23 protein-coding genes and 1 tRNA gene are annotated in these 24,848 nt (G+C 61.8%); 13 read left to right on the top strand and 11 right to left on the bottom strand.

Features of this window, described 5'->3' with window-relative positions; all coding sequences use genetic code 11:
• Positions 1 to 22: 22 nt before the first annotated feature.
• The 3 genes from infC to MnOB_RS20280 form a co-directional block, all read right to left on the bottom strand.
• On the bottom strand, positions 23 to 574 hold the full coding sequence (gene infC / locus MnOB_RS20290) for a translation initiation factor IF-3 (RefSeq protein WP_199824563.1): 552 nt from the start codon (positions 572 to 574) through the stop codon (positions 23 to 25).
• The gene (gene thrS / locus MnOB_RS20285; RefSeq protein ID WP_077526028.1) at positions 574 to 2,496 is read right to left on the bottom strand and encodes a threonine--tRNA ligase; all 1,923 of its coding nucleotides are present in this window, start codon (positions 2,494 to 2,496) and stop codon (positions 574 to 576) included. Before thrS ends, infC begins: the two co-directional genes overlap by 1 nt.
• A 227-nt stretch (positions 2,497 to 2,723) precedes the next feature.
• Positions 2,724 to 2,800, bottom strand: a tRNA-Val gene (locus MnOB_RS20280).
• A gap of 184 nt (positions 2,801 to 2,984) precedes the next feature.
• Here MnOB_RS20280 and MnOB_RS20275 point away from each other — a divergent pair.
• Entirely contained in the window at positions 2,985 to 4,268 is a 1,284-nt protein-coding gene (locus MnOB_RS20275) for an NAD(P)/FAD-dependent oxidoreductase (protein ID WP_077526027.1), read from the top strand.
• 58 nt (positions 4,269 to 4,326) lie between these two features.
• Here MnOB_RS20275 and MnOB_RS20270 read toward each other — a convergent pair whose 3' ends face one another.
• Entirely contained in the window at positions 4,327 to 4,995 is a 669-nt protein-coding gene (locus tag MnOB_RS20270) for a PA2778 family cysteine peptidase (RefSeq protein ID WP_077526026.1), read from the bottom strand.
• A 315-nt stretch (positions 4,996 to 5,310) separates the two neighbouring features.
• On the opposite strand from MnOB_RS20270, the gene MnOB_RS20265 reads away from it, so the two are divergent.
• The 5 genes from MnOB_RS20265 to MnOB_RS20245 all read left to right on the top strand — a co-directional run bounded on the left by MnOB_RS20265 (position 5,311) and on the right by MnOB_RS20245 (position 8,856).
• Positions 5,311 to 5,580, top strand: coding sequence for a hypothetical protein (locus MnOB_RS20265; protein ID WP_077526025.1), 270 nt, complete (start codon positions 5,311 to 5,313; stop codon positions 5,578 to 5,580).
• Between the two features lie 185 nt (positions 5,581 to 5,765).
• Positions 5,766 to 6,473 (top strand): DUF421 domain-containing protein, encoded by a 708-nt coding sequence (locus MnOB_RS20260; protein ID WP_077526024.1) that lies wholly within the window; start codon positions 5,766 to 5,768, stop codon positions 6,471 to 6,473.
• Positions 6,470 to 7,507, top strand: coding sequence for a DNA topoisomerase IB (locus tag MnOB_RS20255; RefSeq protein WP_077526023.1), 1,038 nt, complete (start codon positions 6,470 to 6,472; stop codon positions 7,505 to 7,507). The genes MnOB_RS20260 and MnOB_RS20255 overlap by 4 nt, the downstream gene beginning before the upstream one ends.
• 88 nt (positions 7,508 to 7,595) lie before the next feature.
• Entirely contained in the window at positions 7,596 to 8,603 is a 1,008-nt protein-coding gene (locus MnOB_RS20250; protein WP_077526022.1) for a GlxA family transcriptional regulator, read from the top strand.
• Between the two features lie 10 nt (positions 8,604 to 8,613).
• Complete coding sequence (locus MnOB_RS20245) at positions 8,614 to 8,856, top strand: DUF1272 domain-containing protein (RefSeq protein WP_077526021.1); 243 nt, start codon at positions 8,614 to 8,616, stop codon at positions 8,854 to 8,856.
• Between the two features lie 60 nt (positions 8,857 to 8,916).
• Here MnOB_RS20245 and nfuA read toward each other — a convergent pair whose 3' ends face one another.
• Both nfuA and MnOB_RS20235 read right to left on the bottom strand, forming a co-directional pair.
• Positions 8,917 to 9,501: a Fe-S biogenesis protein NfuA gene (nfuA, locus tag MnOB_RS20240; protein ID WP_077526020.1), complete on the bottom strand. Its 585-nt coding sequence runs from the start codon at positions 9,499 to 9,501 to the stop codon at positions 8,917 to 8,919.
• A gap of 94 nt (positions 9,502 to 9,595) precedes the next feature.
• The gene (locus tag MnOB_RS20235; protein ID WP_234358305.1) at positions 9,596 to 11,842 is read right to left on the bottom strand and encodes a fatty acid cis/trans isomerase; all 2,247 of its coding nucleotides are present in this window, start codon (positions 11,840 to 11,842) and stop codon (positions 9,596 to 9,598) included.
• A gap of 212 nt (positions 11,843 to 12,054) precedes the next feature.
• Here MnOB_RS20235 and metH point away from each other — a divergent pair, with 212 nt between their 5' ends.
• Positions 12,055 to 15,747, top strand: coding sequence for a methionine synthase (metH, locus tag MnOB_RS20230; protein WP_077526018.1), 3,693 nt, complete (start codon positions 12,055 to 12,057; stop codon positions 15,745 to 15,747).
• 124 nt (positions 15,748 to 15,871) lie between these two features.
• Here the strand turns inward: metH and MnOB_RS20225 are convergent, their stop codons facing one another.
• Complete coding sequence (locus MnOB_RS20225; RefSeq protein ID WP_077526017.1) at positions 15,872 to 16,165, bottom strand: DUF1883 domain-containing protein; 294 nt, start codon at positions 16,163 to 16,165, stop codon at positions 15,872 to 15,874.
• A 172-nt stretch (positions 16,166 to 16,337) separates the two neighbouring features.
• On the opposite strand from MnOB_RS20225, the gene MnOB_RS20220 reads away from it, so the two are divergent.
• From MnOB_RS20220 to MnOB_RS20210, 3 genes are all read left to right on the top strand, one after another.
• Entirely contained in the window at positions 16,338 to 16,946 is a 609-nt protein-coding gene (locus MnOB_RS20220; protein ID WP_077526016.1) for a hypothetical protein, read from the top strand.
• Positions 16,947 to 17,012: 66 nt separating this feature from the next.
• Positions 17,013 to 18,053, top strand: coding sequence for an RNA methyltransferase (locus tag MnOB_RS20215; protein WP_077526015.1), 1,041 nt, complete (start codon positions 17,013 to 17,015; stop codon positions 18,051 to 18,053).
• 55 nt (positions 18,054 to 18,108) lie between these two features.
• On the top strand, positions 18,109 to 18,327 hold the full coding sequence (locus MnOB_RS20210; protein WP_077526014.1) for a DUF2970 domain-containing protein: 219 nt from the start codon (positions 18,109 to 18,111) through the stop codon (positions 18,325 to 18,327).
• A 3-nt stretch (positions 18,328 to 18,330) separates the two neighbouring features.
• Here MnOB_RS20210 and MnOB_RS20205 read toward each other — a convergent pair whose 3' ends face one another.
• The gene (locus MnOB_RS20205) at positions 18,331 to 19,416 is read right to left on the bottom strand and encodes an ABC transporter substrate-binding protein (protein ID WP_077526013.1); all 1,086 of its coding nucleotides are present in this window, start codon (positions 19,414 to 19,416) and stop codon (positions 18,331 to 18,333) included.
• A gap of 453 nt (positions 19,417 to 19,869) precedes the next feature.
• Between MnOB_RS20205 and MnOB_RS20200 the strand changes: the two genes are divergently transcribed.
• Both MnOB_RS20200 and MnOB_RS20195 read left to right on the top strand, forming a co-directional pair.
• The gene (locus MnOB_RS20200; protein ID WP_077526012.1) at positions 19,870 to 21,528 is read left to right on the top strand and encodes a nitrite/sulfite reductase; all 1,659 of its coding nucleotides are present in this window, start codon (positions 19,870 to 19,872) and stop codon (positions 21,526 to 21,528) included.
• Positions 21,512 to 22,012 carry a DUF934 domain-containing protein gene (locus tag MnOB_RS20195; RefSeq protein WP_077526011.1) on the top strand — a complete coding sequence of 167 codons (501 nt, stop codon included), beginning with the start codon at positions 21,512 to 21,514 and terminating at the stop codon, positions 22,010 to 22,012. The genes MnOB_RS20200 and MnOB_RS20195 overlap by 17 nt, the downstream gene beginning before the upstream one ends.
• A 165-nt stretch (positions 22,013 to 22,177) precedes the next feature.
• Here the strand turns inward: MnOB_RS20195 and MnOB_RS20190 are convergent, their stop codons facing one another.
• Positions 22,178 to 22,759, bottom strand: a complete 582-nt coding sequence (locus MnOB_RS20190) for a TetR/AcrR family transcriptional regulator (RefSeq protein WP_077526010.1) — start codon at positions 22,757 to 22,759, stop codon at positions 22,178 to 22,180.
• 109 nt (positions 22,760 to 22,868) lie between these two features.
• Between MnOB_RS20190 and MnOB_RS20185 the strand changes: the two genes are divergently transcribed.
• Positions 22,869 to 23,723 carry an alpha/beta hydrolase family protein gene (locus tag MnOB_RS20185; protein WP_077526009.1) on the top strand — a complete coding sequence of 285 codons (855 nt, stop codon included), beginning with the start codon at positions 22,869 to 22,871 and terminating at the stop codon, positions 23,721 to 23,723.
• A gap of 19 nt (positions 23,724 to 23,742) precedes the next feature.
• Here the strand turns inward: MnOB_RS20185 and MnOB_RS20180 are convergent, their stop codons facing one another.
• Together MnOB_RS20180 and MnOB_RS20175 are read right to left on the bottom strand one after the other, a co-directional pair.
• Positions 23,743 to 24,342, bottom strand: a complete 600-nt coding sequence (locus tag MnOB_RS20180; protein WP_077526008.1) for a cytochrome c3 family protein — start codon at positions 24,340 to 24,342, stop codon at positions 23,743 to 23,745.
• 9 nt (positions 24,343 to 24,351) lie between these two features.
• Positions 24,352 to 24,840, bottom strand: a complete 489-nt coding sequence (locus tag MnOB_RS20175; RefSeq protein ID WP_077526007.1) for a nitrate reductase cytochrome c-type subunit — start codon at positions 24,838 to 24,840, stop codon at positions 24,352 to 24,354.
• Between the last annotated feature and the right edge of the window lie 8 nt (positions 24,841 to 24,848).

Raw genomic sequence — 24,848 nt, 5'->3', positions numbered from 1 at the left:
AGGCCTGCCAGTGCCCTGGGGGTTATTTTCGCTTTTTGGGGGCGATGACCATCATCAGCTGGCGTCCTTCCAGCTTAGGATGCTGTTCTACGGTGCCGAATTCGGCGAGGTCAGCTTCGACCCGCTTCAACAGCTCCATACCCAGCTCCTGGTGGGCCATCTCACGACCGCGGAATCGCAGGGATACCTTGGCCTTGTCCCCATCACTAAGGAAACGTACCAGGTTGCGTAGTTTTACCTGGTAATCCCCTTCTTCCGTCCCTGGACGAAACTTGATTTCTTTAATCTGCTGCTGGTGCTGGTTCTTCTTCGCTGCCGCAGCCTGCTTCTTCTTCTCGAAGAGGTGCTTGCCGTAATCCATGATCCGGCAAACAGGCGGCAAGGCATCGGCAGAAATCTCTACCAGATCCAGCTTGGCTTCTTCAGCAGCGCGAAGCGCTTCATCAATCGAGACGACGCCAATCTGCTGGCCGTCAGCACCAATCAACCGCACCTCACGAGCCGAGATATTCTCGTTGATCGGGGCCTTCGGTTGAGTCCGCTTGTCCTGTCTCATTTCACGCTTAATAGTGATTACTCCAATTCTTGGCGACCACGCCGGGAAACCGCTTGTGCGAGCGTCTCAGAGAAGCTTTCGAGGGGCATGGAACCCAGGTCGACACCCTCGCGGGTGCGCACAGCAACGGATCGAGTCTCAACCTCCCGGTCTCCAATAACCAAGAGATAGGGAACCTTGAGCAAAGTATGCTCGCGGATTTTAAAGCCGATTTTTTCGTTTCTCAAGTCGGACTTGGCACGGAACCCGCTTTCGTTGAGGGTTTTCTCGACCTCGACGGCGAAATCGGCCTGCTTGTCGGTGATATTCATGATCACCGCCTGGGTCGGCGCCAGCCAGGCAGGGAACGCGCCAGCGTAGTGCTCGATCAGCATACCGATGAAGCGCTCGAAGGATCCGAGGATCGCGCGGTGCAACATCACCGGGCGCTTACGGTTGTTATCTTCGGCGATATAGCTGGCATCCAGCCGCTCCGGCAGGTTCGGATCGTACTGCAGGGTACCGCACTGCCAGTTACGGCCAAGGCAATCCTTCAGGGTGAATTCGATCTTCGGACCATAGAACGCGCCCTCGCCCGGCTGGTATTCCCACTCCAGACCAGACTCGTTCAGCGCATCTGCCAGCGCACCTTCGGCACGATCCCACAGCTCGTCGGAACCTACCCGCTTAACCGGACGAGTGGACAATTTCATCGAGATATCGACGAAACCGAAGTCCTTGTAGACCTGCAGGGTCAGCTTGATGAAGTCAGCCGCTTCCTTCTTAACCTGATCCTCGGTGCAGAAGATGTGGGCATCGTCCTGGGTGAAGCCACGAACACGCATGATGCCGTGCAGCGCGCCGGACGGCTCGTTGCGATGGCAGGCGCCGAACTCCGCCAGACGCAGCGGCAGATCACGATAGGACTTCAGGCCCTGATTGAAGATCTGAACGTGGCACGGGCAGTTCATCGGCTTGACCGCGTAATCACGGCTTTCCGACGAAGTGGTGAACATGTTCTCGGCGTAGTTCGACCAGTGGCCGGAGCGCTCCCACAGAATGCGATCGACGACCTGGGGAGTGCGCACCTCTACATAGCCGTGGTCACGCTGGACCTTACGCATGTACTGCTCAAGCACCTGATAGACGGTCCAGCCGCTCGGATGCCAGAACACCATGCCCGGCGCTTCTTCCTGCAGATGGAACAGGTCCAACTGCTTGCCAATACGGCGATGGTCACGCTTTTCGGCCTCTTCAATGCGCTGAACATAGGCAGCAAGCTGCTTCTTGTCAGCCCAGGCAGTGCCATACACGCGCTGCAGTTGCTCGTTCTTCGAGTCGCCACGCCAGTAGGCGCCAGAAATCTTGGTCAGCTTGAATGCTTTGAGGAAGCGAGTATTCGGCACGTGCGGGCCACGGCACATGTCCACGTACTCCTCATGGAAGTACAGGCCCATGGCCTTCTCGTCAGGCATGTCATCGACCAGGCGAAGCTTGTATTCCTCGCCACGCGCCTTGAACAGCTCGATCACCTCGGCCCGCGGAGTCATCTTCTTGATGACGTCGTAGTCCTTCTCGATCAGCTCAGCCATACGCTTTTCGATGGCTGCCATGTCTTCCGGCGTGAAGGGCCGCTCGAAGGCGATGTCGTAATAGAAGCCTTCTTCGATGACCGGACCGATCACCATTCTGGCGGTCGGATAGAGTTGCTTGACCGCATGGCCGACCAGGTGCGCGCAGGAGTGGCGAATGATCTCCAGCCCGTCTTCGTCCTTGGGGGTCACAATCTGCAGCGAGGCATCGTCTTCGATCAGATCACAAGCATCTACCAGCTTGCCGTTGACCTTGCCGGCCAGGGTTGCCTTGGCCAGGCCCGCGCCAATGGACTGAGCCACTTCGAGCACGGATACGGGTTTATCGAAAGTACGCTGACTGCCGTCAGGAAGAGTGATGATGGGCATGGCGCCTCCTCTCCTAGTGGTGACCTCTACCAAAGGCCACATGGGTTGGGATGAGCCAGTACGCGATCCGGTGGTATGCCCGCCATACGGTAGCAGGAGCCTTGCAGCCAACCAGAGCCGAACCAGAGTCACTGGAGGTAATGAAGAGCGGGATGCTTGCAGAAAGCCTGAGCCCCGACAAGCGCCCAATAAAAAAGGGTCACCTGAGTGACCCTTTTTATCGAATTTGGTAGGCACAATTGGACTCGAACCAACGACCCCCACCATGTCAAGGTGGTGCTCTAACCAACTGAGCTATGTGCCTTCGATGGGTGCGCATTCTACGGACTAAGATTTCCCTGTCAACACCTTTTTTCGCTAACTCTCTGAAAAAGTGGATTTTTTACTGTTCAGAGCCTCGTTGAATATTTTGCACAGAGGCTAGCCGACCCGTTTCAACTCAGGTAGGATCACCACATCTGTAAAAAATAAAAAACAGAGATTCCATTATGACGCACACTCCCTACCCCCAGTCCTATTACGCGTTCTCGGCCAATCCGGTACCGGCACGCCCTGAACTGCAAGGCGAGACCGAAACTGACGTTTGCATTATTGGTGCAGGCTACACCGGTCTCTCCACCGCCCTCTTCCTTCTGGAGAACGGTTTCAAAGTCACCGTCCTCGAGGCTGCGAAGGTGGGCTTCGGCGCATCCGGTCGTAACGGCGGCCAGATCGTCAACAGCTACAGCCGCGACATCGATGCTATCGAGCGCACCGCGAACCCGAAGAACGCCAAGCTGATGGCTGACATGGCGTTCGAAGGCGGCCGCATCATTCGCGACCGCATCAGCAAGTACAACATCCAGTGCGACCTGAAGGATGGCGGCGTGTTCGCAGCCTTCACCAAGAAGCAGATGGCGCACCTGGAATCCCAGAAGAAACTGTGGGAGCGCTTCGGCCACAACCAGCTGGAATTGCTGGATGCCAGGGGCATCCGCAAAGTGGCGGCGACCGACAACTATATTGGCGGCATGCTGGACATGAGCGGCGGTCACATCCATCCGCTCAACCTGGCACTGGGCGAAGCCGCAGCCATCGAGTCCCTGGGTGGCGTGATTTACGAGCAAAGCCCTGCGACCCGTATCGAGCGCGGCGCCAACCCGGTGGTGCATACCCCGAAAGGCCGTGTGAAAACCAAGTTCGTGGTGGTAGCCGGCAACGCCTACATGGGCAACCTGGTTCCCGAACTGGCCAGTAAGTCCATGCCTTGCGGCACCCAGGTAGTCACCACCGAACCACTGTCGGATGAAGTGGCCAAGTCCCTGCTGCCGCAGGACTACTGCGTCGAGGACTGCAACTACCTGCTGGACTACTACCGTCTTTCCGGCGACAAGCGCCTGATCTACGGCGGCGGCGTGGTTTACGGCGCCCGTGACCCGGCGAACATCGAAGCCATCATCCGCCCGAAGATGCTGAAGACCTTCCCGCAACTGAAGAACGTGAAGATCGATTTCGCCTGGACCGGCAACTTCCTGCTGACCCTGTCGCGCCTGCCCCAGGTCGGCCGGATCGGCGACAACATCTACTACTCCCAGGGCTGCAGCGGCCACGGCGTGACCTACACCCACATCGCTGGCAAGGTGATCGCCGAAACCCTGCGTGGCCAGGCCGAGCGCTTCGATGCTTTCGCCAGCCTGCCGCACTACCCCTTCCCGGGTGGCCGCGTGTTCCGCGTGCCCTTCACGGCGATGGGCGCCTGGTACTACACCATGCGCGACAAGCTGGGCGTCTGATCCGCCTGCAAATGAAAACGGCGCCCCAGGGCGCCGTTTTCATTTCAGCCGCAACCGATCAGCGCATCTGCAGGCGCGCCATCTTCGCAGCATTGACCTGGCCCGCCGCGGCAAGCTCATCGGCCGCCTTCAGCCAACGAGCCCTCTCCACCGATGCCGGCAGCTGATTGGGCGCCTGCACCAGCACCGCCCAATTACCTGCCTCCGACCAACCCGCCTCGAACTCACGAAAGCTCATCAGGGCGCGGCGCTTGTGGCCGTGACGCAGCAGCACCTGCTGGTTGGCGCGGTCGTAACCGATCAGCAACGCGTAGCGCGAGGACGGCATCCAGCCGAACCCTTCGCGCAGATGCACGAGCACCGGATTGCCCGCAGCCACTTGCTCCAGCAGATCGTCTATCCGGCTACCCAGTGGATAGACCACAAGACCATGCTTGCGCGCCGTCGCCGCCAGCCCCTCGCGGAGGGACGCTTCCTTCTGCGGCAGTTGCAGTTCCTTTTCGATCATGCCCGGCGTGACCTCGTCACCCTGCTGGGTCAGCAAGGCCGCCAACGAAGCGGGCGCGCTCTGGTAGGCGTTCTGGGCGAAGAACGGGACACCGCTCAATTCCACCCGTTCCGGCCCCGAGCGCAGTTTCGGTGACAGCGGCTGGGCGCCACAGCCCGCCAACACGGCAATGCAAGTGGCCACAAGGATGGGACGGAACAGACGGCTCAGGACGGGCACGGCAACACTCGCTGTAAGCAACCTAGAACGGCCGTTGATGATACTGGCAGGAGCCCGGGCGGTACATCGCGAGAGGAATCGGACCCGATTCGGGACAATGCCGAGCGCGCCCTGTATACCCAGCCCCATGAGAAAAACGCACAACAGCCGGTACAAAAATCGCTTACCCATTCATTTCAGCGACAAAAACTTAGTTTTTCACGACGTGCTGTGACTTATCGGTCGGGTCTCGCCATCCACATTCACGACGGTGCAATAAAGGTCTGAAGCCGCGCCGTCACCTTCATTGGGCACAATATGGAGAGACCCCCTCCCATGAATACTCCGCTGCGTTTCAACGAAGCACTGATCATTACCGGCCGTGCATTCAAACCCTTCCAGTGCGTTGCCTGGGCTCTGCAAGACGGCACCGGCGAACTCAGCATCAGTGTGATCGACCGTACCAACACTCGTCTTCTCGGCCGTTCGAAGATTCCCAGCAGCACCTATTCCGACCCGGAACAACTGGCGAGCATCCTCGAACAATCCCGCGAGGAATTGAGCCGCAAGGGTTACGACCTCGAACCCTGGTCGATGCCTGAGTAAAGGCTTCAGCGCCAGTGCCCAATGCGCGGCGAGCAGGCCTGCCCTGCTCGCTCCGGCAAGTTTTCCCCCACGCTTCCCCCTCCTCGCTCGTGCCGCCCGGCCAATGCATGGCGCAAGTCGCCTGAATCCACGGTCTATCCCAGTACTGCCCCGTAAAGCCCTGCTGCGCGCAAGGAGCGGACTGGATGAATCCATTCGACTGGCAACGCATGCTGCTCCACGAGTTTCCCCTCGGATTCCTCGGCGAAGTGATGCTGCGGTCGTTGTTCGCCTTCATCGTGGTCTTCGCGTTCCTCCGCTTCTCTGGACGGCGCGGTGTCCGCCAGATTTCGCTGTTCGAAGTCCTGGTCATCCTCACCCTCGGCTCCGCCGCCGGTGATGTGTCGTTCTACGAGGATGTCCCGCTCCTGCCCATACTCGCGGTGTTCGTCACGCTGCTCTGTCTTTATCGCCTCACCACCTACGCCATGGAGCGCAACGCACGATTTGGCGCCTGGATGGAAGGCAAGCCGGTGGTGATCATCAAGGACGGGCTCTACGACACCGAAGCGCTCGGACGGAAAAACATCGCCAGTGACGAGTTTTTCATGGAGCTGCGTCGACAGAACGTCGAGCACCTTGGTCAGGTCCGCCTGGGGATACTCGAGGTCAACGGCGATGTCAGCCTCTACTATTTCGACGAGAGCGAAACGCGCCCCGGTCTCTCTGTCCTGCCGCCTTGTCTGCGTCGTGACCACGCGCAGATTCCCTCCGACGGCCTCTACTCCTGCAACCATTGCGGCATGACCAGCCTGCAACGTGCGGGCGAAAAGCCGTCCTGCCAGCATTGCAACAACGACACCTGGTCAAAGTCCATCGGCCGCAAGCGCCTGACGTCGGCGACCCGCCCATGACAGAGCGCAACAACCCGGACTGCCCCATCGATCTGCCCGCGCAGTTGCGCTATGTCGACGACGGAATGCCCGGCATTCGACGGCGCCGGCAGCGCGGACGCTTCATTTACCTCGACCCGGACGGCGCGCGGATTAGCGACCCGGACGAGGTGCACCGCATCGATCAGCTCGCCATCCCGCCCGCCTACCGCGATGTCTGGATCTGTCCGGACCCGAACGGGCATCTCCAGGCCACCGGTCGAGACGCGCGAGGGCGCAAGCAGTACCGCTATCACCCCCTGTGGAACGAGAACCGGAACAGCGCCAAGTACGAGCGCCTACTGAGCTTCGGCAGCGCACTGCCCCAACTGCGCGCCCGGATCGACAAGCACCTCGGCGAGACGGGAATGGGGCGCGACAAGGTCATGGCCACCGTCGTCGCCCTGCTTGATGAGACGCTGATTCGCGTCGGCAACCGACGCTACGCACGGGAGAACAATTCCTATGGGCTGACCACCCTGCGCAATCGCCACATCAACGTGAACGGCAGCCAGATCCGCTTCAGCTTCAAGGGCAAGAGCGGCATCGAGCATGACGTGAGCCTGACCAGCCCACGCCTGGCAAGAATCCTGCGACGCTGCCTGGACCTCCCCGGGCAGCAGCTCTTCCAGTACCTCGATGAAGAGGGCCAACGGCACTCGGTCGGTTCCCATGACGTCAACGACTTCCTGCGCAGCCAGGCCAGCGGCGAGTTCACGGCCAAGGACTACCGAACCTGGGCAGGCAGCGCCCTGGCGCTCGAAGCGTTGCGCAAAGTCGCCCAAAGCAAACCGGACAATCCCAGCCAGCACGTAACTGACATGGTCAAACAGGTAGCCCAACGCCTGGGCAACACCCCGGCCATTTGCCGCAAGTGCTACATCCATCCCGCCGTAGTCGACGCCTTCCTCACGGGCGAACTGGTCGGCTGCAAGCGACCACGTAAACGCAAGGGCATGAGCCCGGAAGAAGTCGCCCTGCTTCAGTTTCTCCACACCCGACAAACGAGCGACTGAGCCTTTTGGCGAGATTTGTGGGCTTATTGTCGTTGTCGCCAGAACACGCTCGCCGCAGACTGGAGCCATCTTTCCTGCCGAGCCGGTCATGGACGCTATCCGCCACATCGCCTGCCTCACCTTCGCCGACGTCATGAGCCTGGACGTGACCGGTCCGCTGCAGGTGTTCGCCTCAGCCAACGACGAGCGCGCACGCCATGGCCTTCCGCCTTGTTACGCAATCCACGTGCTGGGGCCCGACGCGGGACCAGTAAAGACCTCCGCCGGCTTCGCCCTGGTGGCTGATCGGGCGTGGCGCGAGGTGGACCCGGCCAGCCTGGACACCCTGCTCGTCCCCGGCGGCATGGACATGGAAAGCCAATGCAAGGAAGGGGAACTGCTGGATTGGCTGCGGAATGCGGAGCCCCAGGTGCGGCGCTTCGGCTCAATCTGTTCGGGCGCGCTGATCCTGGCCGCAGCGGGACTGCTGGATGGCCGCCAGGCCACCACCCACTGGGCGGACGTAGCAGCGCTGAGCTGCCATGAGGGAATCGACGTGCACGGCGATCGGCTGCACACCTATGACCCCACAGGCCGGGATGGCGACCCCCACCTCTTCACCTCGGCCGGAGTCACCGCCGGCATCGATCTGGCACTGGCATTGGTGGAAGCCGACCTTGGCCGCCCGATGGCACTGGCGATCGCCCGGCGGCTGGTCCTGTTCCTGCGCCGCCCCGGAGGTCAGGCGCAGTTCAGCGCACTGCTCACGCCGGAACCCAGCCGCACGCCCAAGCTGGCTGCTCTATTGGAATGGATTCCGGCCAACCTGGGCGCCGACCTGTCGCTGGAAGCGCTGGCCGCCCAGGCGAAGATGGCACCGCGCAGCCTGTCGCGGACCTTCGCCCAGGAACTGGGTGTGGGGCCCGGAAAGTATGTGGAACGGGTTCGGTTGGAAGCGGCCCGCACCCTACTGCAAGACTCCCAGGCCTCCATCGCCACCGTGGCGCGCCTGACCGGCTTCGGCCACCCGGAAAACCTCCGGCGCACCTTTCATAAGCATCTGTCCGTGGGCCCGCAGGAATACGCGGAACGCTTCGGACGCTCCACCACCGATTGAGGACCTGGCCATGCTCGAACTACGCCCCAACTGCGAATGCTGCAACAAGGACTTGCCCCCTGACTCCGAGCAGGCGCTGATCTGCTCATTCGAATGCACCTTCTGCCGGGACTGCGCCGACCAGCGCCTGCACGGCACCTGCCCCAACTGCGGCGGCGAACTGGTGCGGCGACCCATTCGCCCCAAGGCGAAACTGGCGAAATTCCCTGCCTCTGCCCAACGCGTCCTGAAGCCTGCCGGCTGCCCGGGCTGAGCTGAACGCCGGCCATGAAAAAGGCGACCCGGAGGTCGCCTTTTTCATATCGCCACTACCTCAGTAGTAGGCGTTTTCCTTGTTGCTGTGATCGGTGACGTCACGTACGCCCTTCAGCTCCGGAATACGCTCCATCAGGGTCTTCTCGACGCCATCCTTCAGCGTCATGTCGACCATGCCACAGCCTTGGCAACCGCCGCCGAACTTCAGTACGGCGATACCTTCTTCAACTACATCCACCAGGCTTACCTGACCGCCGTGGCTGGCCAGACCGGGGTTGATTTCGGTCTGCAGGTAATAGTTGATGCGCTCGGTGATCGGGCTGTCTTCATTGACCATCGGCACCTTGGCATTCGGCGCCTTGATGGTCAGTTGGCCGCCCATGCGGTCGGTGGCGTAATCCACCACGGCGTCATCCAGGAAGGGCTCGCTCACGCCATCGATCCAGGCAGTGAAAGCAGCCAGGGCAACCGCATTGTCCTCGGGCTTCTGCTCGCCCGGCTTGCAGTAGGCAATGCAGGTTTCGGCGTACTGGGTACCAGGCTGGGTAATGAAGATACGAATGCCGATGCCCGGGGTGTTCTGCTTTTCCAGCAGGTCAGCCAGATAATCCTGGGCAGCTTGGGTAATGGTGATGGCGCTCATGGCAACTCCTCGCAAACATGGGCGCAGTGTACGCCAAAGGGGAACGGGGGTTAAAGCCTTACCAATTTGGTAGGAATTATTCTCGTCCAGTGTCTCAAAGGTTCTGATAGCGATTCATATCCAGTTCACCGGCCTCGATGGGCTCGGTTTCGCGGATGTAGGCCGCCAGATCATGGAAGTAGGTCCAGAACTGCGGGTGAGTGCGGCGGATGCCCCAGCGCTCCACCACCTTGTCGAGCGCTGCTCCATCCTTCGCCTGTTCCAGGGCAGCAACGAAGGCTTCGGCTTCTCCCGCCTTGAGACTGAAGATGAAGTTCGGGTAGCTGGACAGCACGCCCGGATACAACGTCAGCGTGTCCAGGCCAGGTTGGTAGCGCAATGCCTCGCCCAGCATGAAGGCCACATTGCTATGGGCCCGGTTGCGCAGGAGGCTGTAGACCTCGCGCCGGCCGTCACTCAGTTCTATCCGGAGCAGAGTCGCTTCCGGCAATTGATCGATCACCTTGAGCCCCGCGGCCGGCCGGCTCACCAGCCTGCTGAGGACCTGCTCCGCATCCTGCAGTTCAGGCGCTATGCCCGATCTGTAGCAATGCCCGTCCGGGCACCGGTTGATCGGATCGGGCCGCGCATTGAGGCCGGAGTAGCGTGTCAGCAGTTCCTGGGCAAAAGCGCGCTTGGGGTCCTTTTCAGGAAGGGCGAGCGCACTGGGGGTGTCGTTGTCGATGCTCTGGTAGTCCAGCCACATCTTCACCTTGCCGCTGTTCTGGTACCAGTCGCCAAGCAGCGCGGTGCGGGATTCGGGCGGCATCAGGCGAAGGAAATTGACCTCGGCACCATTGCGGATCAGGTCGAAGTACAGCCGTGTCTGCGCCTGGTGGGAAACGTTGCCGAACACGTCGAAGTTGACCACCAACTGGTAATAGGTGCGTTCGAGCAGCGGATAGTCCATCCACCAGATGGTCTGCGGGATCTCGCCGATCAGCCCTTTGCGCACCGAGGCGCTGTCGTACTGGCGGAAGATGGACAACAGCGCGTTGTCGTTGCCCGTCCAGATATGCGACCAGCTCGGCACCGGCGCATCGGCGTAAGCCTCCATGCGCAGCGCTTCGTACTCGTTGCGCTTGTTGCGGTAGGCGCGCCACAGACCGGGTAGGTCGCCAATCTCATCGAACTGACCCGGCATCGCCAGTAATGGGGTTGCCTGCTCGCGATAACTGGCATCAGTGACGTACAGGTCATGGCTTGGAGCCTGGAACAACGCCCAGAAGTTGTCGCGAATCACGTCGGTGGCGATCTGGCCACGGCAGACCGGGCCGCGAATGAAGGTCCGCACGAAATATTCGGCGTTATCCAGCATGAACTGGTAGCGCGCCTGTGCCGGGATGGCCTGGAAGGTTTCAAAAGGATTCGCGCGACGCTGGGCGCCGTAGCCGGGCACTTGATCCGCCACCCAGTCGCCGGAATAGAAGAGCTCCTTGACCCGCGCCAGCTTCTTCGCGCTCAGCGGATAGGTAATGTGGGTCTTGTGCACGATTACGCCCTGGATGGGCCAAAGGCGGTAGTAGAAGGTGTTGCCCGGGTCTTCATTGGGGCGGCGTGTGGCAATGGGGTCGATGGGCTGGCCGCTAGGCGTACGTGAGCGCACAAGCTGGAAGAAGTGGCCAGGCTCCCCGCCCTCGAAATAGAGATGCGCGAGGAACAGGTGCTCGAACAGCCAACGACCGACCAGCACTTCCCGCGCTCCCGGCGCATTCAATAGCGCCTCCCACTCGGCTACCTGACGAGCCTCTGCACTGCTGGGCTGCACCACCTGCTCCTCCACCTTGGCTCCCTGCGCCAACCAGCGTTGCAGGGTCTGGTATTCCGCCTCGCTGAGACCGGTGACGGCGAACGGCATGCCGGCCTGTGCGTGCTTGCGCGCGTAGTCGTCGAACTCTCCCGGCAAAGGGCACTGGTTCTGGCGGTTGATGCTGATGTCGAGTTCGGCGGGCAGCTTTGCATTGGCCGCAGGCGGATTGCTGCGTCCCAGCTCCAGCATCCTTGCCATCAGGGCAGCCTGGGCGCCATTGGCGTCGAGCACGGAATGGAAACCCTTGCGCCGCCAGGCGTCGGCACCCTGAGCATCGAAGTACAAGCGGGTGGTCGCCTGAGCCTTGGTACGGCCGCCGTCATACACCGGCAGCTTGCTGGCGCCCCGCGCGGCACCTTCGGCACTGCCCAGGTTGAGCTGGCACGGCGAGTCGTAGCAGGCGTGGCAGGCCACGCACTTCTGGGTGAAGATCGGCTGGACGTCGCGACTGTAGGAGAGCTCCTCAGCCACTGTCGGGCGAATCCACAGCATGAACAGAACAAACAGGGTGACACAGGTACGCAACGACATGACTCGATCCATGAGGAGCAAATGGGCGGATTCTACTGACTTACGGGACAGGTCGGCGAACCGACCCCGCCGCCAACATGAACAGAATTCATGGAAACGGCGAGCAAGCTAAAAAATACTAAGGTTTTGCTATCATCCTCGCCTTTGTTCACGCCACCCCTCAGGTAGTTCCCATGTCCGACCGCATCGCCCGCCAGCAAGCCCTGCAACAGGCGCTCAAAGAGCGCATCCTGATCCTCGACGGCGGCATGGGGACCATGATCCAGAGCTACAAGCTGCAGGAAGAGGACTACCGCGGCGAGCGCTTCGCGGACTGGCCGCAGGATGTCAAGGGCAACAACGACCTGCTGATCCTCAGCCGCCCGGACGTGATCGGCGCCATCGAAAAAGCCTACCTGGACGCCGGCGCCGACATCCTGGAAACCAACACTTTCAACGCCACCCAGGTGTCCCAGGCCGATTACGGCATGGAATCGCTGGTGTACGAACTGAACGTCGAAGGCGCTCGCCTGGCCCGCAAGGTCGCCGACGCCAAGACCCTGGAAACCCCGGATCGCCCGCGCTTCGTCGCCGGCGTACTCGGCCCGACCAGCCGCACCTGCTCGATCTCCCCGGACGTCAACGACCCCGGCTACCGCAACGTCACCTTCGACGAACTGGTGGAGAACTACACCGAGGCCACCAAGGGCCTGATCGAAGGTGGTGCCGACCTGATCCTGATCGAAACCATCTTCGACACCCTCAATGCCAAGGCGGCGATCTTCGCCGTGCAGGGCGTCTTCGAGGAAATCGGCTTCGAACTGCCGATCATGATCTCCGGCACCATCACCGACGCCTCCGGCCGCACCCTGTCCGGACAAACCACCGAAGCCTTCTGGAACTCGGTGAGCCATGCCAAGCCGATTTCCGTCGGCCTCAACTGCGCCCTTGGCGCCGCCGAGCTGCGCCCCTACCTGGCCGAACTCGCGGCCAAGGCCGGCACCCATGTTTCCGCCCACCCCAACGCGGGCCTGCCCAACGCCTTCGGCGAGTACGACGAAACCGCGGAACAGATGGCCGAGGTGGTGGAAGAGTTCGCCAAGAGCGGCTTCCTCAACATCATCGGCGGCTGCTGCGGCACCACCCCGGCGCACATCAAGGCGATTGCCGAGGCCGTGGCCAAGTACCCGCCGCGCGTCATCCCGGAGATTCCCAAGGCCTGCCGCCTCTCGGGCCTGGAACCGTTCACCATCGATCGCAGCTCCTTGTTCGTGAACGTCGGCGAGCGCACCAACATCACCGGTAGCGCCAAGTTCGCCCGACTGATCCGCGAAGAGAACTACACCGAAGCCCTGGAAGTCGCCCTGCAGCAGGTGGAAGCCGGCGCCCAGGTGATCGACATCAACATGGACGAGGGCATGCTCGACTCCAAGGCGGCGATGGTGAAGTTCCTCAACCTCATCGCCGGCGAGCCGGACATCTCCCGCGTGCCGATCATGATCGACTCCTCCAAGTGGGAAGTGATCGAGGCGGGCCTGAAGTGCATTCAGGGCAAGGGCATCGTCAACTCGATTTCCATGAAGGAAGGCGTCGAGCAGTTCAAGCATCACGCCAACCTGTGCAAGCGCTACGGCGCCGCCGTGGTGGTCATGGCCTTCGACGAGGTCGGCCAGGCCGACACCGCCGCGCGCAAGAAGGAAATCTGCCAGCGCAGCTACGACATCCTGGTCAACGAAGTGGGCTTCCCGCCGGAAGACATCATCTTCGACCCGAACATCTTCGCCGTCGCCACCGGCATCGAAGAGCACAACAACTACGCGGTGGACTTCATCGAAGCCTGCGCCTACATCCGCGACCAGCTGCCCTACGCGCTGTCGTCCGGCGGTGTGTCCAACGTGTCGTTCTCGTTCCGTGGCAACAACCCGGTGCGCGAGGCCATCCACTCGGTATTCCTCTACCACGCGATCAGGAACGGCCTGACGATGGGTATCGTCAACGCCGGCCAGCTGGAAATCTATGACGAGATCCCGGCCGAGTTGCGTGAAAAAGTCGAAGACGTGGTGCTCAACCGCAACCTCGACTCCACCGAGGCCCTGCTGGCCATCGCCGATAACTTCAAGGGCGGCGGCGCAGTGAAGGAGGCCGAAAACGAAGAGTGGCGCAGCTACCCCGTCGACAAGCGCCTGGAACATGCGCTGGTCAAGGGCATCACCACCTTCATCGTCGAAGACACCGAAGAATGCCGCCAGCAATGCGCGCGCCCGATCGAAGTGATCGAAGGCCCGCTGATGAGCGGCATGAACGTGGTCGGCGACCTGTTCGGCTCGGGCAAGATGTTCCTGCCCCAGGTGGTCAAGTCCGCCCGCGTGATGAAGCAGGCCGTGGCGCACCTGATCCCCTTCATCGAAGAGGAAAAAGGCGACAAGCCCGAAGCCAAGGGCAAGATCCTCATGGCCACCGTGAAAGGTGACGTGCATGACATCGGCAAGAACATCGTCGGCGTGGTGCTGGGTTGCAACGGCTACGACATCGTCGACCTGGGCGTGATGGTACCGGCGGAGAAGATCCTGCAGACCGCCATCGCCGAGAAGTGCGACATCATCGGCCTTTCCGGCCTGATCACTCCGTCGCTGGACGAGATGGTCCACGTTGCCAAGGAAATGCAGCGCCAGGGCTTCAACCTGCCGCTGATGATCGGTGGCGCCACCACGTCCAAAGCCCATACAGCCGTGAAGATCGACCCGCAGTACAGCAATGACGCGGTGGTCTACGTGACCGACGCCTCCCGCGCCGTGGGTGTTGCCACCCAACTGCTGTCGAAAGAACTCAAAGCCGGCTTCGTCGAGAAGACCCGCATCGACTATGCCGAAGTCCGCGAGCGCACTGCCGCTCGTGCCTCCCGCACCGAGCGCCTGGCCTATGCCGACGCCCTGGCCAACAAGCCGCAGTTCGACTGGAACAGCTACCGCGCCGCCAAGCCGAGCTTCACCGGCGCACAGGTACTGGAAGACATCGACCTGGCCGTGCTGGCCCAGTACATCGACTGGACGCCCTTCTTCATCTCCTGGGACCTGGCCGGCAAGTACCCGCGCATCCTCACCGATGAGGTCGTGGGCGAAGCGGCCACCTCGCTGTTCAACGATGCCCAGGCCATGCTCAAGCAACTGATCGACGGCAAGCAGATCAAGGCCCGCGCGGTGTTCGGCTTCTGGCCGGCCAACCAGGTGGATCACGACGACATCGAGGTCTACGACAGCCACGGCAAGCCCCTCGCCCGACTGCATCACCTGCGCCAGCAGACCATCAAGCCCGACAGCAAGCCGAACTTCTGCCTGTCCGACTACGTCGCACCCAAGGAGAGCGGCATCACCGACTACGTGGGCGGTTTCATCACCACTGCCGGCATCGGCGCCGAAGAACTGGCCAAGCAGTACGAGGCCAAGGGCGACGACTACAGCGCGATCATGGTCAAGGCACTGGCTGACCGCCTGGCCGAAGCCTGCGCGGAGTGGCTGCACGAGCGCGTGCGCAAGGAATACTGGGGCTATGCGGCCGACGAGCAACTGACCAACGAGGCGCTGATCAAGGAGCAGTACAAGGGCATTCGCCCTGCTCCCGGCTACCCGGCCTGCCCGGATCACACCGAGAAAGGCACTCTCTTCCGCCTGCTCGACCCGCAGGGCGCTTCCGGCGTCACCCTTACCGAGCACTACGCAATGTTCCCGGCGGCTGCCGTAAGCGGTTGGTACTTCGCCCACCCGGACGCGCAGTATTTCGCCGTCGGCAAAGTCGAGCGCGACCAGATCGAGAGCTACAGTAAACGCAAGGGCCAGGACCAGACCGTGAGCGAGCGCTGGCTGTCGCCGAATCTGGGATACGAGAACTGATCCGGCCAACTGTGGTAGTGAATTGATTCGCGAACGAGTTCGCTCCCACAAAACAAGGAATGAAGGCCGGCTTCAGCCGCAATGAAAAAGCCCCGCATTGGCGGGGCTTTTTCATACCTGGGGATCAGCCCTTGGTACGCCTCACAAACTTGATCGACCACTCGAAGTTGGGCTTGCGCGTCACGCTGATGGCGCGACGGCTGACGGTGTCGAGGGTGACGTTCCAGAAGCCGGTGCTGGGGACCACGATCTTTGCCGGGAAGCGATCGAACGCGCCGCCGATGTAATTGTGGCGGGCGCCATTCTTGAAGCTGCGGAAGTTCGCATCGTTCATCAGGCGAATGTTGCAGGTCTGCGAGCACTGGATGACGACCAGGTCTCCCTCGTTGAGGTGCTCGCGTTGATGGATGAACTTCATTTACAGCTCCTGGATCACTGGATCGAACAGCGCGCCAGAATACCACGGAGGCAAATGTCGCCGCCTCGCCTACGCTGAATAAGCCGACCAGGCGGGATGCCCGGATGAAGATGGACGACCACCAACCGCGCATCCAACCCACATGGAACCCGATAGACAAGGTGGACACGACATGCCCCATTCCCGCCACATCCCTGCGCTCGTGATGACAATCAGCCTGCTCGCGGGTTGCAGCAGCCATGCCGAGAACGACGGCCTGGAAGCGACCACCAGCACAGGTGAAGCCTACGCCCAGGGTGTACCCGGTAGCGTCGTCACCGAGACGGAACGAGTCTCGGCGGTCGTCGCCGCCATCGATCATCAGAAACGGACCTTTATCCTCGAAGACGACAAGGGCAATCGCCAGACCTTCAACGCGGTGCCGGAAATGCGCAATTTCCCGCAGCTGAAAGTCGGCGACCGGGTCAATGCGGTGGTGACCCATGAACGCGTCATCCAGCTGCGTGCGCCCAATGAGCCCCACGAGGACGGAGCTGCGGGCCTGCTGGCAACCGCACCCGAAGGCGACAAGCCGGCCATGCTGGCGGCCAATACCGTGGAAGTCACGGCGGTGGTCAAGGCCATCGACACCACGCAGCACACGGCAACCCTTGAGTTCGACGATGGCACGCGCAAGGTCGTGAGAGTGCGCCCCGACATCGATCTCAAGCCGTCCTACCTCAACCAGGAAGTGGTCATCCGGATGACCTCCGCGTTCGCCATCAGCGTAGAGGCTCCCTGAAGTCCTAAAACTGGGGGCCTGGCGGGTCTGCCAGGGTTTCGGGGACAGTGGTAGGATGCGCGCCCCATGCGTATCAGCGATATCCACCAGCACCTGGCCGACCTCGGCGCCCTCCCCGTCCACCGTGGACGGGTGGTGCGTGCCTGGCTGCAAGGCAAGCCCCTGGATGCCGGCACCCGCCGCCAACACACTGAAAACTTCCTGCCCCTGAGCGTCCGTGACGGCCTGCCGGCGCTGGCCGAACAGCTGGACGCTTTGGTGCGCCTGGACTCTGAGCACCCCGGGACCGACGGTTCAGCCCGCCTGCTGGTGACGCTTGGCGATGGCCAGATGGTGGAGAGCGTGCTGCTGCCCCGCGACGGTCTCTGCGTGTCCACGCAGGTGGGTTGCGCCGTGGGTTGCGTGTTCTGCATGACCGGTAAAAGCGGCTTGCTGCGCCAGGTGGGCAGCGCCGAGATCGTCGCCCAGGTCGCCCTGGCCCGCCGCTTCCGGCCAGTGAAGAAGGTGGTGTTCATGGGCATGGGCGAGCCGGCCCACAATCTGGAGAACGTGCTGGAAGCCATCGACCTGTTGGGTACAGACGGCGGCATCGGCCACAAGAATCTGGTGTTCTCCACCGTGGGCGACATGCGCGTCTTCGAGCGCCTGCCTCGCGAGCGGGTCAAGCCGGCCCTTGCCCTGTCGTTGCATACCACCCGCGCCGACCTGCGCGAGCAGCTGTTGCCCAAGGCGCCGCGCATCACCCCGGACGAACTGGTGGAATTGGGCGAAGGCTATGCCCGCAACATTGGTTACCCGATCCAGTACCAATGGACGTTGCTCAAGGGCATCAACGACAGCCAGGACGAAATGGACGGCATCCTGCGCCTGCTCAAGGGCAAGTACGCGGTGCTGAACCTCATCCCCTATAACAGCCTGGACGCGGACGAGTACCAGCGTCCGGACGGCGACCGTATCGTGCAGATCGTGCGCTACCTGCACAGCCGCGGCGTACTTACCAAGGTCCGCAACTCTGCCGGACAGGATGTCGAGGGTGGTTGCGGTCAGCTGCGCGCCCGCGCCGTGGAGCTGGTCAACACGCGTCGCCTGCACCGCACTGCGCCCTGAAACCATCCAGGGCAATTCCGAGCCAACGAGCTAAGCTCAGGCCAGGAGGTGCTCCATGGACGACAAGAACCACGATCAACCCCTGACTTTCCGTGAAATGCTGCAAAGCGTGCTGGCTGCGGCCTTTGGCGTGCAGAGCGGGAAGAATCGCGCTCGCGACTTCAGCCGCGGCAAGCCCAGCCATTTCATCATCCTGGGCGTGCTTTTCACGGCGATATTCGTGCTGGTGCTGTATGGGCTGGTGAACCTGATACTTCACTTCGCGGGAATCTGAGCCTCAGTCGATCAGCGGCTCGAGGGAGAATCGATACGCGCCGGCTCCCTTCTTGCCGACCAGGCTGAACTTGCGGAAATCGAGCTCGAAGCCTTGCCGCTCGAAATGCCGTAGCAGGCGTGTCGCCCGGTTCCGATCAAGCGACATGAACAACCGAACTTCCCGATCCTTGCCACCGTGCCGGGCGAAATCCAGCCCGGCGTCATAGTCGTGGATCAGCACCATGGCCCAGCCACCCAGGGTGAAGTGGCCGCTGACCAGCGCGCTGATCTTTCCATCGAGATAGGTGTGCAGGACTTCCGTGGAATTGTTCAAGGCGGAGAACACCACATCCTTGCCGGGCGTATGCCCCAGTTCAGTGGCGGCCTTCATGGCGCCAAAGGCCATTTCGTCATTGGCGGACCACACCACCTTCACTTCGGGATAGCGCTGGAACAATTGCAATGCCTGGGTATAGGCACGTTCGCGATTCCATTCGCTGTAGACCAGTTGCCGCAGGTGGGCATTGGGGACCTCAGCCAGGGCACGCATCAGACCTTGCTCGCGTAGCTGAGCGGCGGGAGTCTGCTTCACACCGGAAAATGCCAGCACATCGAAAGGCTGACCGGGTGCGCGCTGCGCCTGCAGATCCAGCAGCGTGCGCGCCATCAGGTAGCCGGCTTCCTCATCGTTCGCGACCATGCTGCCGATCCAGTCGGGATAGCGCTCCCGGGTGCCGCCGGTGAGCGTCTGCTGGTCGGGGGTGAGATTGCTGTTCACCGAGAACAGCTTGACCCCGCTACCGCGAGCCAGGCGCAGGATTTCCGGCCCCGCGTATTGTTCGTTGACGAACAGGAGGTAATCAGGCCGGTTCTCGCCCTGCAGCACTTCGCGAGCCTGGTCGAGCATCCGGTTCAGATCGCGCTCGGCGTAACGGACCTCGAGATCCATGTCCAGATCGCGGGCAGCGGCCTGCATGAACTGCACATAGCTGACCCAGAAGGGTTCGTCGGTCCGCCCAGGATTGAGAAACACCACGGAAGCGGCACTCAGCGACTGGCTGAACACCAGGCAGAGGCCAAAGAGAAGGGAGGAGTAGCGACCTTTCATTCGAGCACCCTGAAAAAGCAGCGGCGAAGTATAACCACTTCTTGCAGGGCAATCGGACGCGACGAAGCGGGCCGACTCTCGCCGGCCCGCTTCGCGCACTCATTATTGGTGGCTGACCCAGAAAACAGCGGTGGAAACGGCGATCAGAATCAGGAAGAAAATGGCCCAGGCATCAACCTTGCTGTCGCGGCTGGCGTCCTCGGAATGATCGGTCATGGCGTCCCCCATTTGTTGTGGTTATAGGCGGCTTGCACAACGAGTAAAGACCACCCCCTGCGGCGGCTCAAGCCGAAGGGTTATGCACCCTCCCAAAGCAATAACTTTTGGTTCTTTACATATACTCAAACATCACTTTTGCGCATAACCCCGAACTGGTATCTTCCTCCGGCTCCGCGGGGAGTGCGCGGCCGTGCGCGCAGAAAAGCTGTAAGCAGCCTGATAACAGGACATTTCATGTACGTATACGACGAGTACGATCAACGGATCGTCGAGGACCGCGTCAAGCAGTTCCGCGATCAGACCCGCCGCTATCTGGAAGGCGCGCTTTCGGGGGAAGAATTCCGCCCGCTGCGCCTGCAGAACGGCCTGTACATCCAGCGTTTCGCGCCGATGCTGCGCGTTGCCGTGCCTTATGGCCTGCTCTCTTCGGTCCAGGTGCGTAAGCTGGCGCAGATCGCTCGCGACTACGACAAGGGCTACGCCCACATCAGCACGCGCCAGAACGTCCAGTACAACTGGCCGGAGCTGGAAGATGTGCCGGAAATTCTCGCCGAGCTGGCCACCGTGCAGATGCACGCCATCCAGACCAGCGGCAACTGCATCCGCAATACCACCACCGACCAGTTCGCCGGCGTCGCCCGTGACGAACTCGTCGACCCGCGCCCCTGGTGCGAGATCATCCGCCAGTGGTCGACGTTCCACCCGGAATTCTCCCACCTGCCGCGCAAGTTCAAGATCGCCGTCAACGGCGCCGTCAGCGACCGCGCCGCCATCGAAGTCCATGACATCGGCCTGGAAGCGGTACAGAACGCTGCCGGCGAACTGGGCTTCCGTGTATCCGTCGGCGGCGGCCTGGGCCGTACCCCGATCGTGGGCAGCTTCATCAACGAGTTCCTGCCCTGGCAGCACCTGATCAGCTACCTCGACGCCATCCTGCGCGTGTACAACCGCTATGGCCGCCGCGACAACAAGTACAAGGCGCGCATCAAGATCCTGGTCAAGGCACTCACCCCGGAAGTCTTCGCCGAGCGCGTGAATGCCGAGTGGGCCAACCTGAAAGACGGTCCCACCACCCTGACCGAAGCCGAAGTGACTCGCGTTGCCAAGCACTTCGTCGATCCGACCTACAAGGCGCTGGAAGACCAGGACGCCGCCCTCGCCGCCCTGGATGCCGAGCACCCTGGCTTCGGCCGCTGGCGCACCCGTAACGTCGTGGCTCACAAGAAGCCCGGCTACGTGGCTGTGACCCTGTCGCTCAAGCCCACCGGCGTAGCGCCGGGCGACGTCACCGACAAGCAACTGGACGCCATCGCCGACCTGGCCGATCGCTACAGCTTCGGTGAAGTTCGCAACAGCCATAACCAGAACATCATCCTCGCGGATGTCGAGCAGTCCCAACTCTTCACCCTCTGGGGCGAACTGCGCGAACTCGGTTTCGCCACGCCGAACGTGGGCTTGCTGACCGACATCATCTGCTGCCCGGGCGGCGACTTCTGCTCCCTGGCCAACGCCAAGTCGATCCCGGTGGCCGAAGCCATCCAGCGTCGCTTCGACGACCTGGATTACCTGTTCGACATTGGCAACCTGGACCTGAACATCTCCGGCTGCATGAACGCCTGCGGCCACCACCATGTCGGCCACATCGGCATTCTCGGCGTGGACAAGAAAGGCCAGGAGTTCTATCAGGTTTCCCTCGGCGGCAGTGCCGGCCGTGACGCCAGCCTGGCGCAGATCCTCGGCCCGTCCTTCGCCCAGGACGAAATGGCCGATGTGATCGAGAAGATCATCAACGTCTACGTGGAACAGCGCACCGAGGACGAGCAATTCCTCGACACCTTCCGCCGTATCGGTATCGATCCGTTCAAGGAGCGCGTATATGCAGCGAATCATTAAGAACGGCCAGGTGATCGACGAAACCTGGCACCTGCTTCCCAAGGACGCGGCCCTGGACGGCATTCCCAACTGCGACGACATCATCATCCCGCTGGCACTCTGGCGCGATCACGCCCACGCCCTGAAAGCCCGTGACGGCGGTCTGGGTGTCTGGCTGGACAGCGACGAGGAAATCGAGGAAATCGCCGGTGATCTGGAGCACTTCCAAGTCATTGCCCTGAACTTCCCGGCTTTCACCGACGGCCGCCACTCCTCCACCGCCTACCTGCTGCGCCAGCGCTATGACTACAAAGGCGAAGTGCGCGCCATCGGCGATGTACTGCGCGATCAGCTCTGGGCCCTCAAGCGTTGCGGTTTCGACGCCTTCGCCCTGCGCGCGGACAAGGATCCGCAGGACGCCCTCAAGGCCTTCGAAGAGTTCTCCGAGGTCTACCAGGCATCCAGCGACCAGACCCTGCCGCTGTTCCGCCGCCGCACGGCCTGACCGACGCACCAACGAAAAGCCCCGCAATCGCGGGGCTTTTTGTTTGGCGATGTCCCCAATGGGCGTACATCTCTGTAGGGGCGAATTCATTCGCCAAGGGCGGCGCAGCTGCCCCCGGCTTATTGAGGGCCGAACCTTCGGTCCGGTTGGCGAATGAATTCGCCCCTACAACGCACGAACCGCATCCCACGCCACCTGCATGAACAGCTCGCGGCAATCAGCCAGGCTCGTGCGCGTGCGTCCGGCCAGCCAGTTGCGAGTGAAGTCCTGGACCGGGCCGATGACGACTGAAACGAAGCAGTCGCGAGGCATCTCACGATAGGCACCTGATTCGCGGTATGGCCGCAGGACCTCATCGATGCGCCCGTGGTGCAGGCGATTGGTTTCGCGGAGCTGCTCACCCAGCTCACTCGCCTCCACCCTCCCCCGGCTATGCAGGATGAAACGCGCCCAGTCCGGGTTTGTCAGCACCCAATCGACATAGCAGCCGACCAGCAGCTTGATGCACCCCTTGGCAGTGTCCACCCTGGCGAAACCTGCCTCCAACAATCGCGCATAGCCGCTGACCCCTTCGAGGTAGAGCGCGGCGATGATCCGCTCCTTGTTGCCGAAGTGGTGATAGAGGCTGCCGATGCTGGCACCTGAGCGGTCGCGAATCATCTCGATGGTGGTGGCATCCACCCCCTGTTCGCTGAAGCAGGCCAGGGCGGCCTGGAGAATGTCGTCTTTGCGGGAGGGACGGCCCATGAGTGTCCTCTGATGAAACTAGAATATTTTTCTAGAATACTTTTCTAGCTTTCGTATACTGCCCGGGTTCACGCTTTTCCAAAAGCCTTTCCACGTCAGGATGGACGCCATGATCAGCTCGACAGAAACCCGGATCGATAACGGCAATGGCCACTTCATCAGCGCCAACTGGTTCCGCCCCGAGGGCGAAGTCCAGGCCGCGGTGCTGATAGTACCTGCCATGGGTGTGCCGCAACGCTATTACGCCCCTTTCGCCACCTGGCTGGCAGAACGTGGCTACCTGGTCGCCACGTTCGACTACGTCGGGATGGGCCAATCGCGCAATGGCCATCTGCGTGACCTGAACGTGGACATCCTCGACTGGGCCCGCCATGACTGCAGCACCATGCTCTCGCTGGTGGTCAATGCCGCTGGCGGCAAGCCGCTGTACTGGATCGGCCATAGCCTGGGAGGACAGATCCTGCCCTTCGTGGAAGGGGCAGAGCGCATCAGCAAAGTGCTGACCATTGCGACGGGCAGCGGCTACTGGCGTGAAAATACTGCCGAACTGCGCCGCCGCGTCTGGCTCCTGTGGTTCCTGGTCGCACCACTGGTCACACCTCTGGCCGGCTACTTCCCCGGCAAGCGTTTAGGCATGGTGGGTGACCTGCCCAAGGGGGTTATCAATCAGTGGCGTCGCTGGTGCCTTGACCCGGAGTACGCCGTGGGTGCCGAAGGCGCGGACGTGCGGGACGCCTACTCCGCGGTGCGCACGCCCATCACCTCCATCTCCTTCACCGACGACGAGATGATGTCCGGACGCAACACGGAGTCGCTGCACAGTTTCTATCGCCAGGCCGAGAAGCGCTTCAAGCGTATTGCGCCGGCGGATGTGGGGGAGAAGAACATCGGTCACTTCGGCTTCTTCAAACCGCAGTACGAACAATCCCTGTGGCACGACGTGCTGCTACCCGAGCTGGCCTGATTTCCACCGATCGGGACCGCTACTGCCACCCTTTCACGCCCGTCATGTCGGGCAGGTGGTGCGCGATCCCTTTGTGACAGTCGATGCAGGTGGCTTCGCCGGAAGCCAACGCAGTGGAGTGCATCTGCCGCGCACGCTGCCCCTGGCGGGTGAAGTCCATGTAGTCGAAGTTGTGGCAGTTGCGACATTCCAGCGAATCGTTGGCCTTGAGCCTCGCCCATTCGTGCTCGGCGAGTTCCCGTCTCAAGGCCAGGAACTTGTCGCGCGTATCGATGGTGCCGAAGACCTTGCCCCAGACTTCCTTCGAGGCCTGCATCTTGCGCGCGATCTTGTCAGTCCACTTGTGTGGCACATGACAGTCCGGACACGTCGCGCGCACACCGGAGCGATTGGTGTAGTGGATGGTGTCCTTGAGTTCCGCAAAGACGTTGTCCCGCATCTCGTGGCAGGAGATGCAGAAGGTCTCGGTATTGGTCGCCTCCAGCGCCGTGTTGAATCCACCCCAGAAGATGATCCCGGCGATGAATCCGGACAGGGTCAGGAAGCCCAGGCTGTAGTGCACGCTGGGTCGGCGCAGGATGCTCCAATACCCGAGGAACCAGGCGAAAAGTGCTTTCATGGCGGCTCCTCAGGGCTTCTTGCCGGTGCTCTCTGTCTGCTGCTGCAGCAACTGGTCGATGTTCTGGTAGGTGTTGCCGACCAGGGGCTGGACGTCCTTCTGCACCACGTGGCACTGGGTGCAGAAGTAGCGCCTGGGCGCCACTGCGGCCAGCGCCTGGCCGTCCCGGTCCATGTAATGGGTGATGCTGATCATCGGCGCCTGCGTCCTGGCGCTTGCAGCCCGGCTGTGGCAGGTCAGGCACTTGTTGCTGTTGATGTCGATCAGATAGCCCCGGATGCTGTGGGGGATGGTCGGCGGTTGTTCGGGATAGTTGCGTTCACGTCGCAGGTCCTTGTTCTCATCATTGGCCAGCGGTGGCGCCGGCTGCGACTCGGCCAGGCTTCCGCCGGGGCGGCGGCCGTCGGGTGCGGGAGCGTCCAGCGGGTAACCTGGGTCAGCGGCCGACACCGTCAGGCTGCACAGCAGGGCGAGGAGCGCGGGTGTGATCCATTTCATGTCTGCGT

Origin of the sequence: Metapseudomonas resinovorans (genome assembly GCF_002003485.1) — a bacterium.
GTDB classification, from domain to species: Bacteria; Pseudomonadota; Gammaproteobacteria; order Pseudomonadales; family Pseudomonadaceae; genus Metapseudomonas; species Metapseudomonas resinovorans_D.
This window is presented reverse-complemented; position numbering and strand designations above follow the sequence as displayed.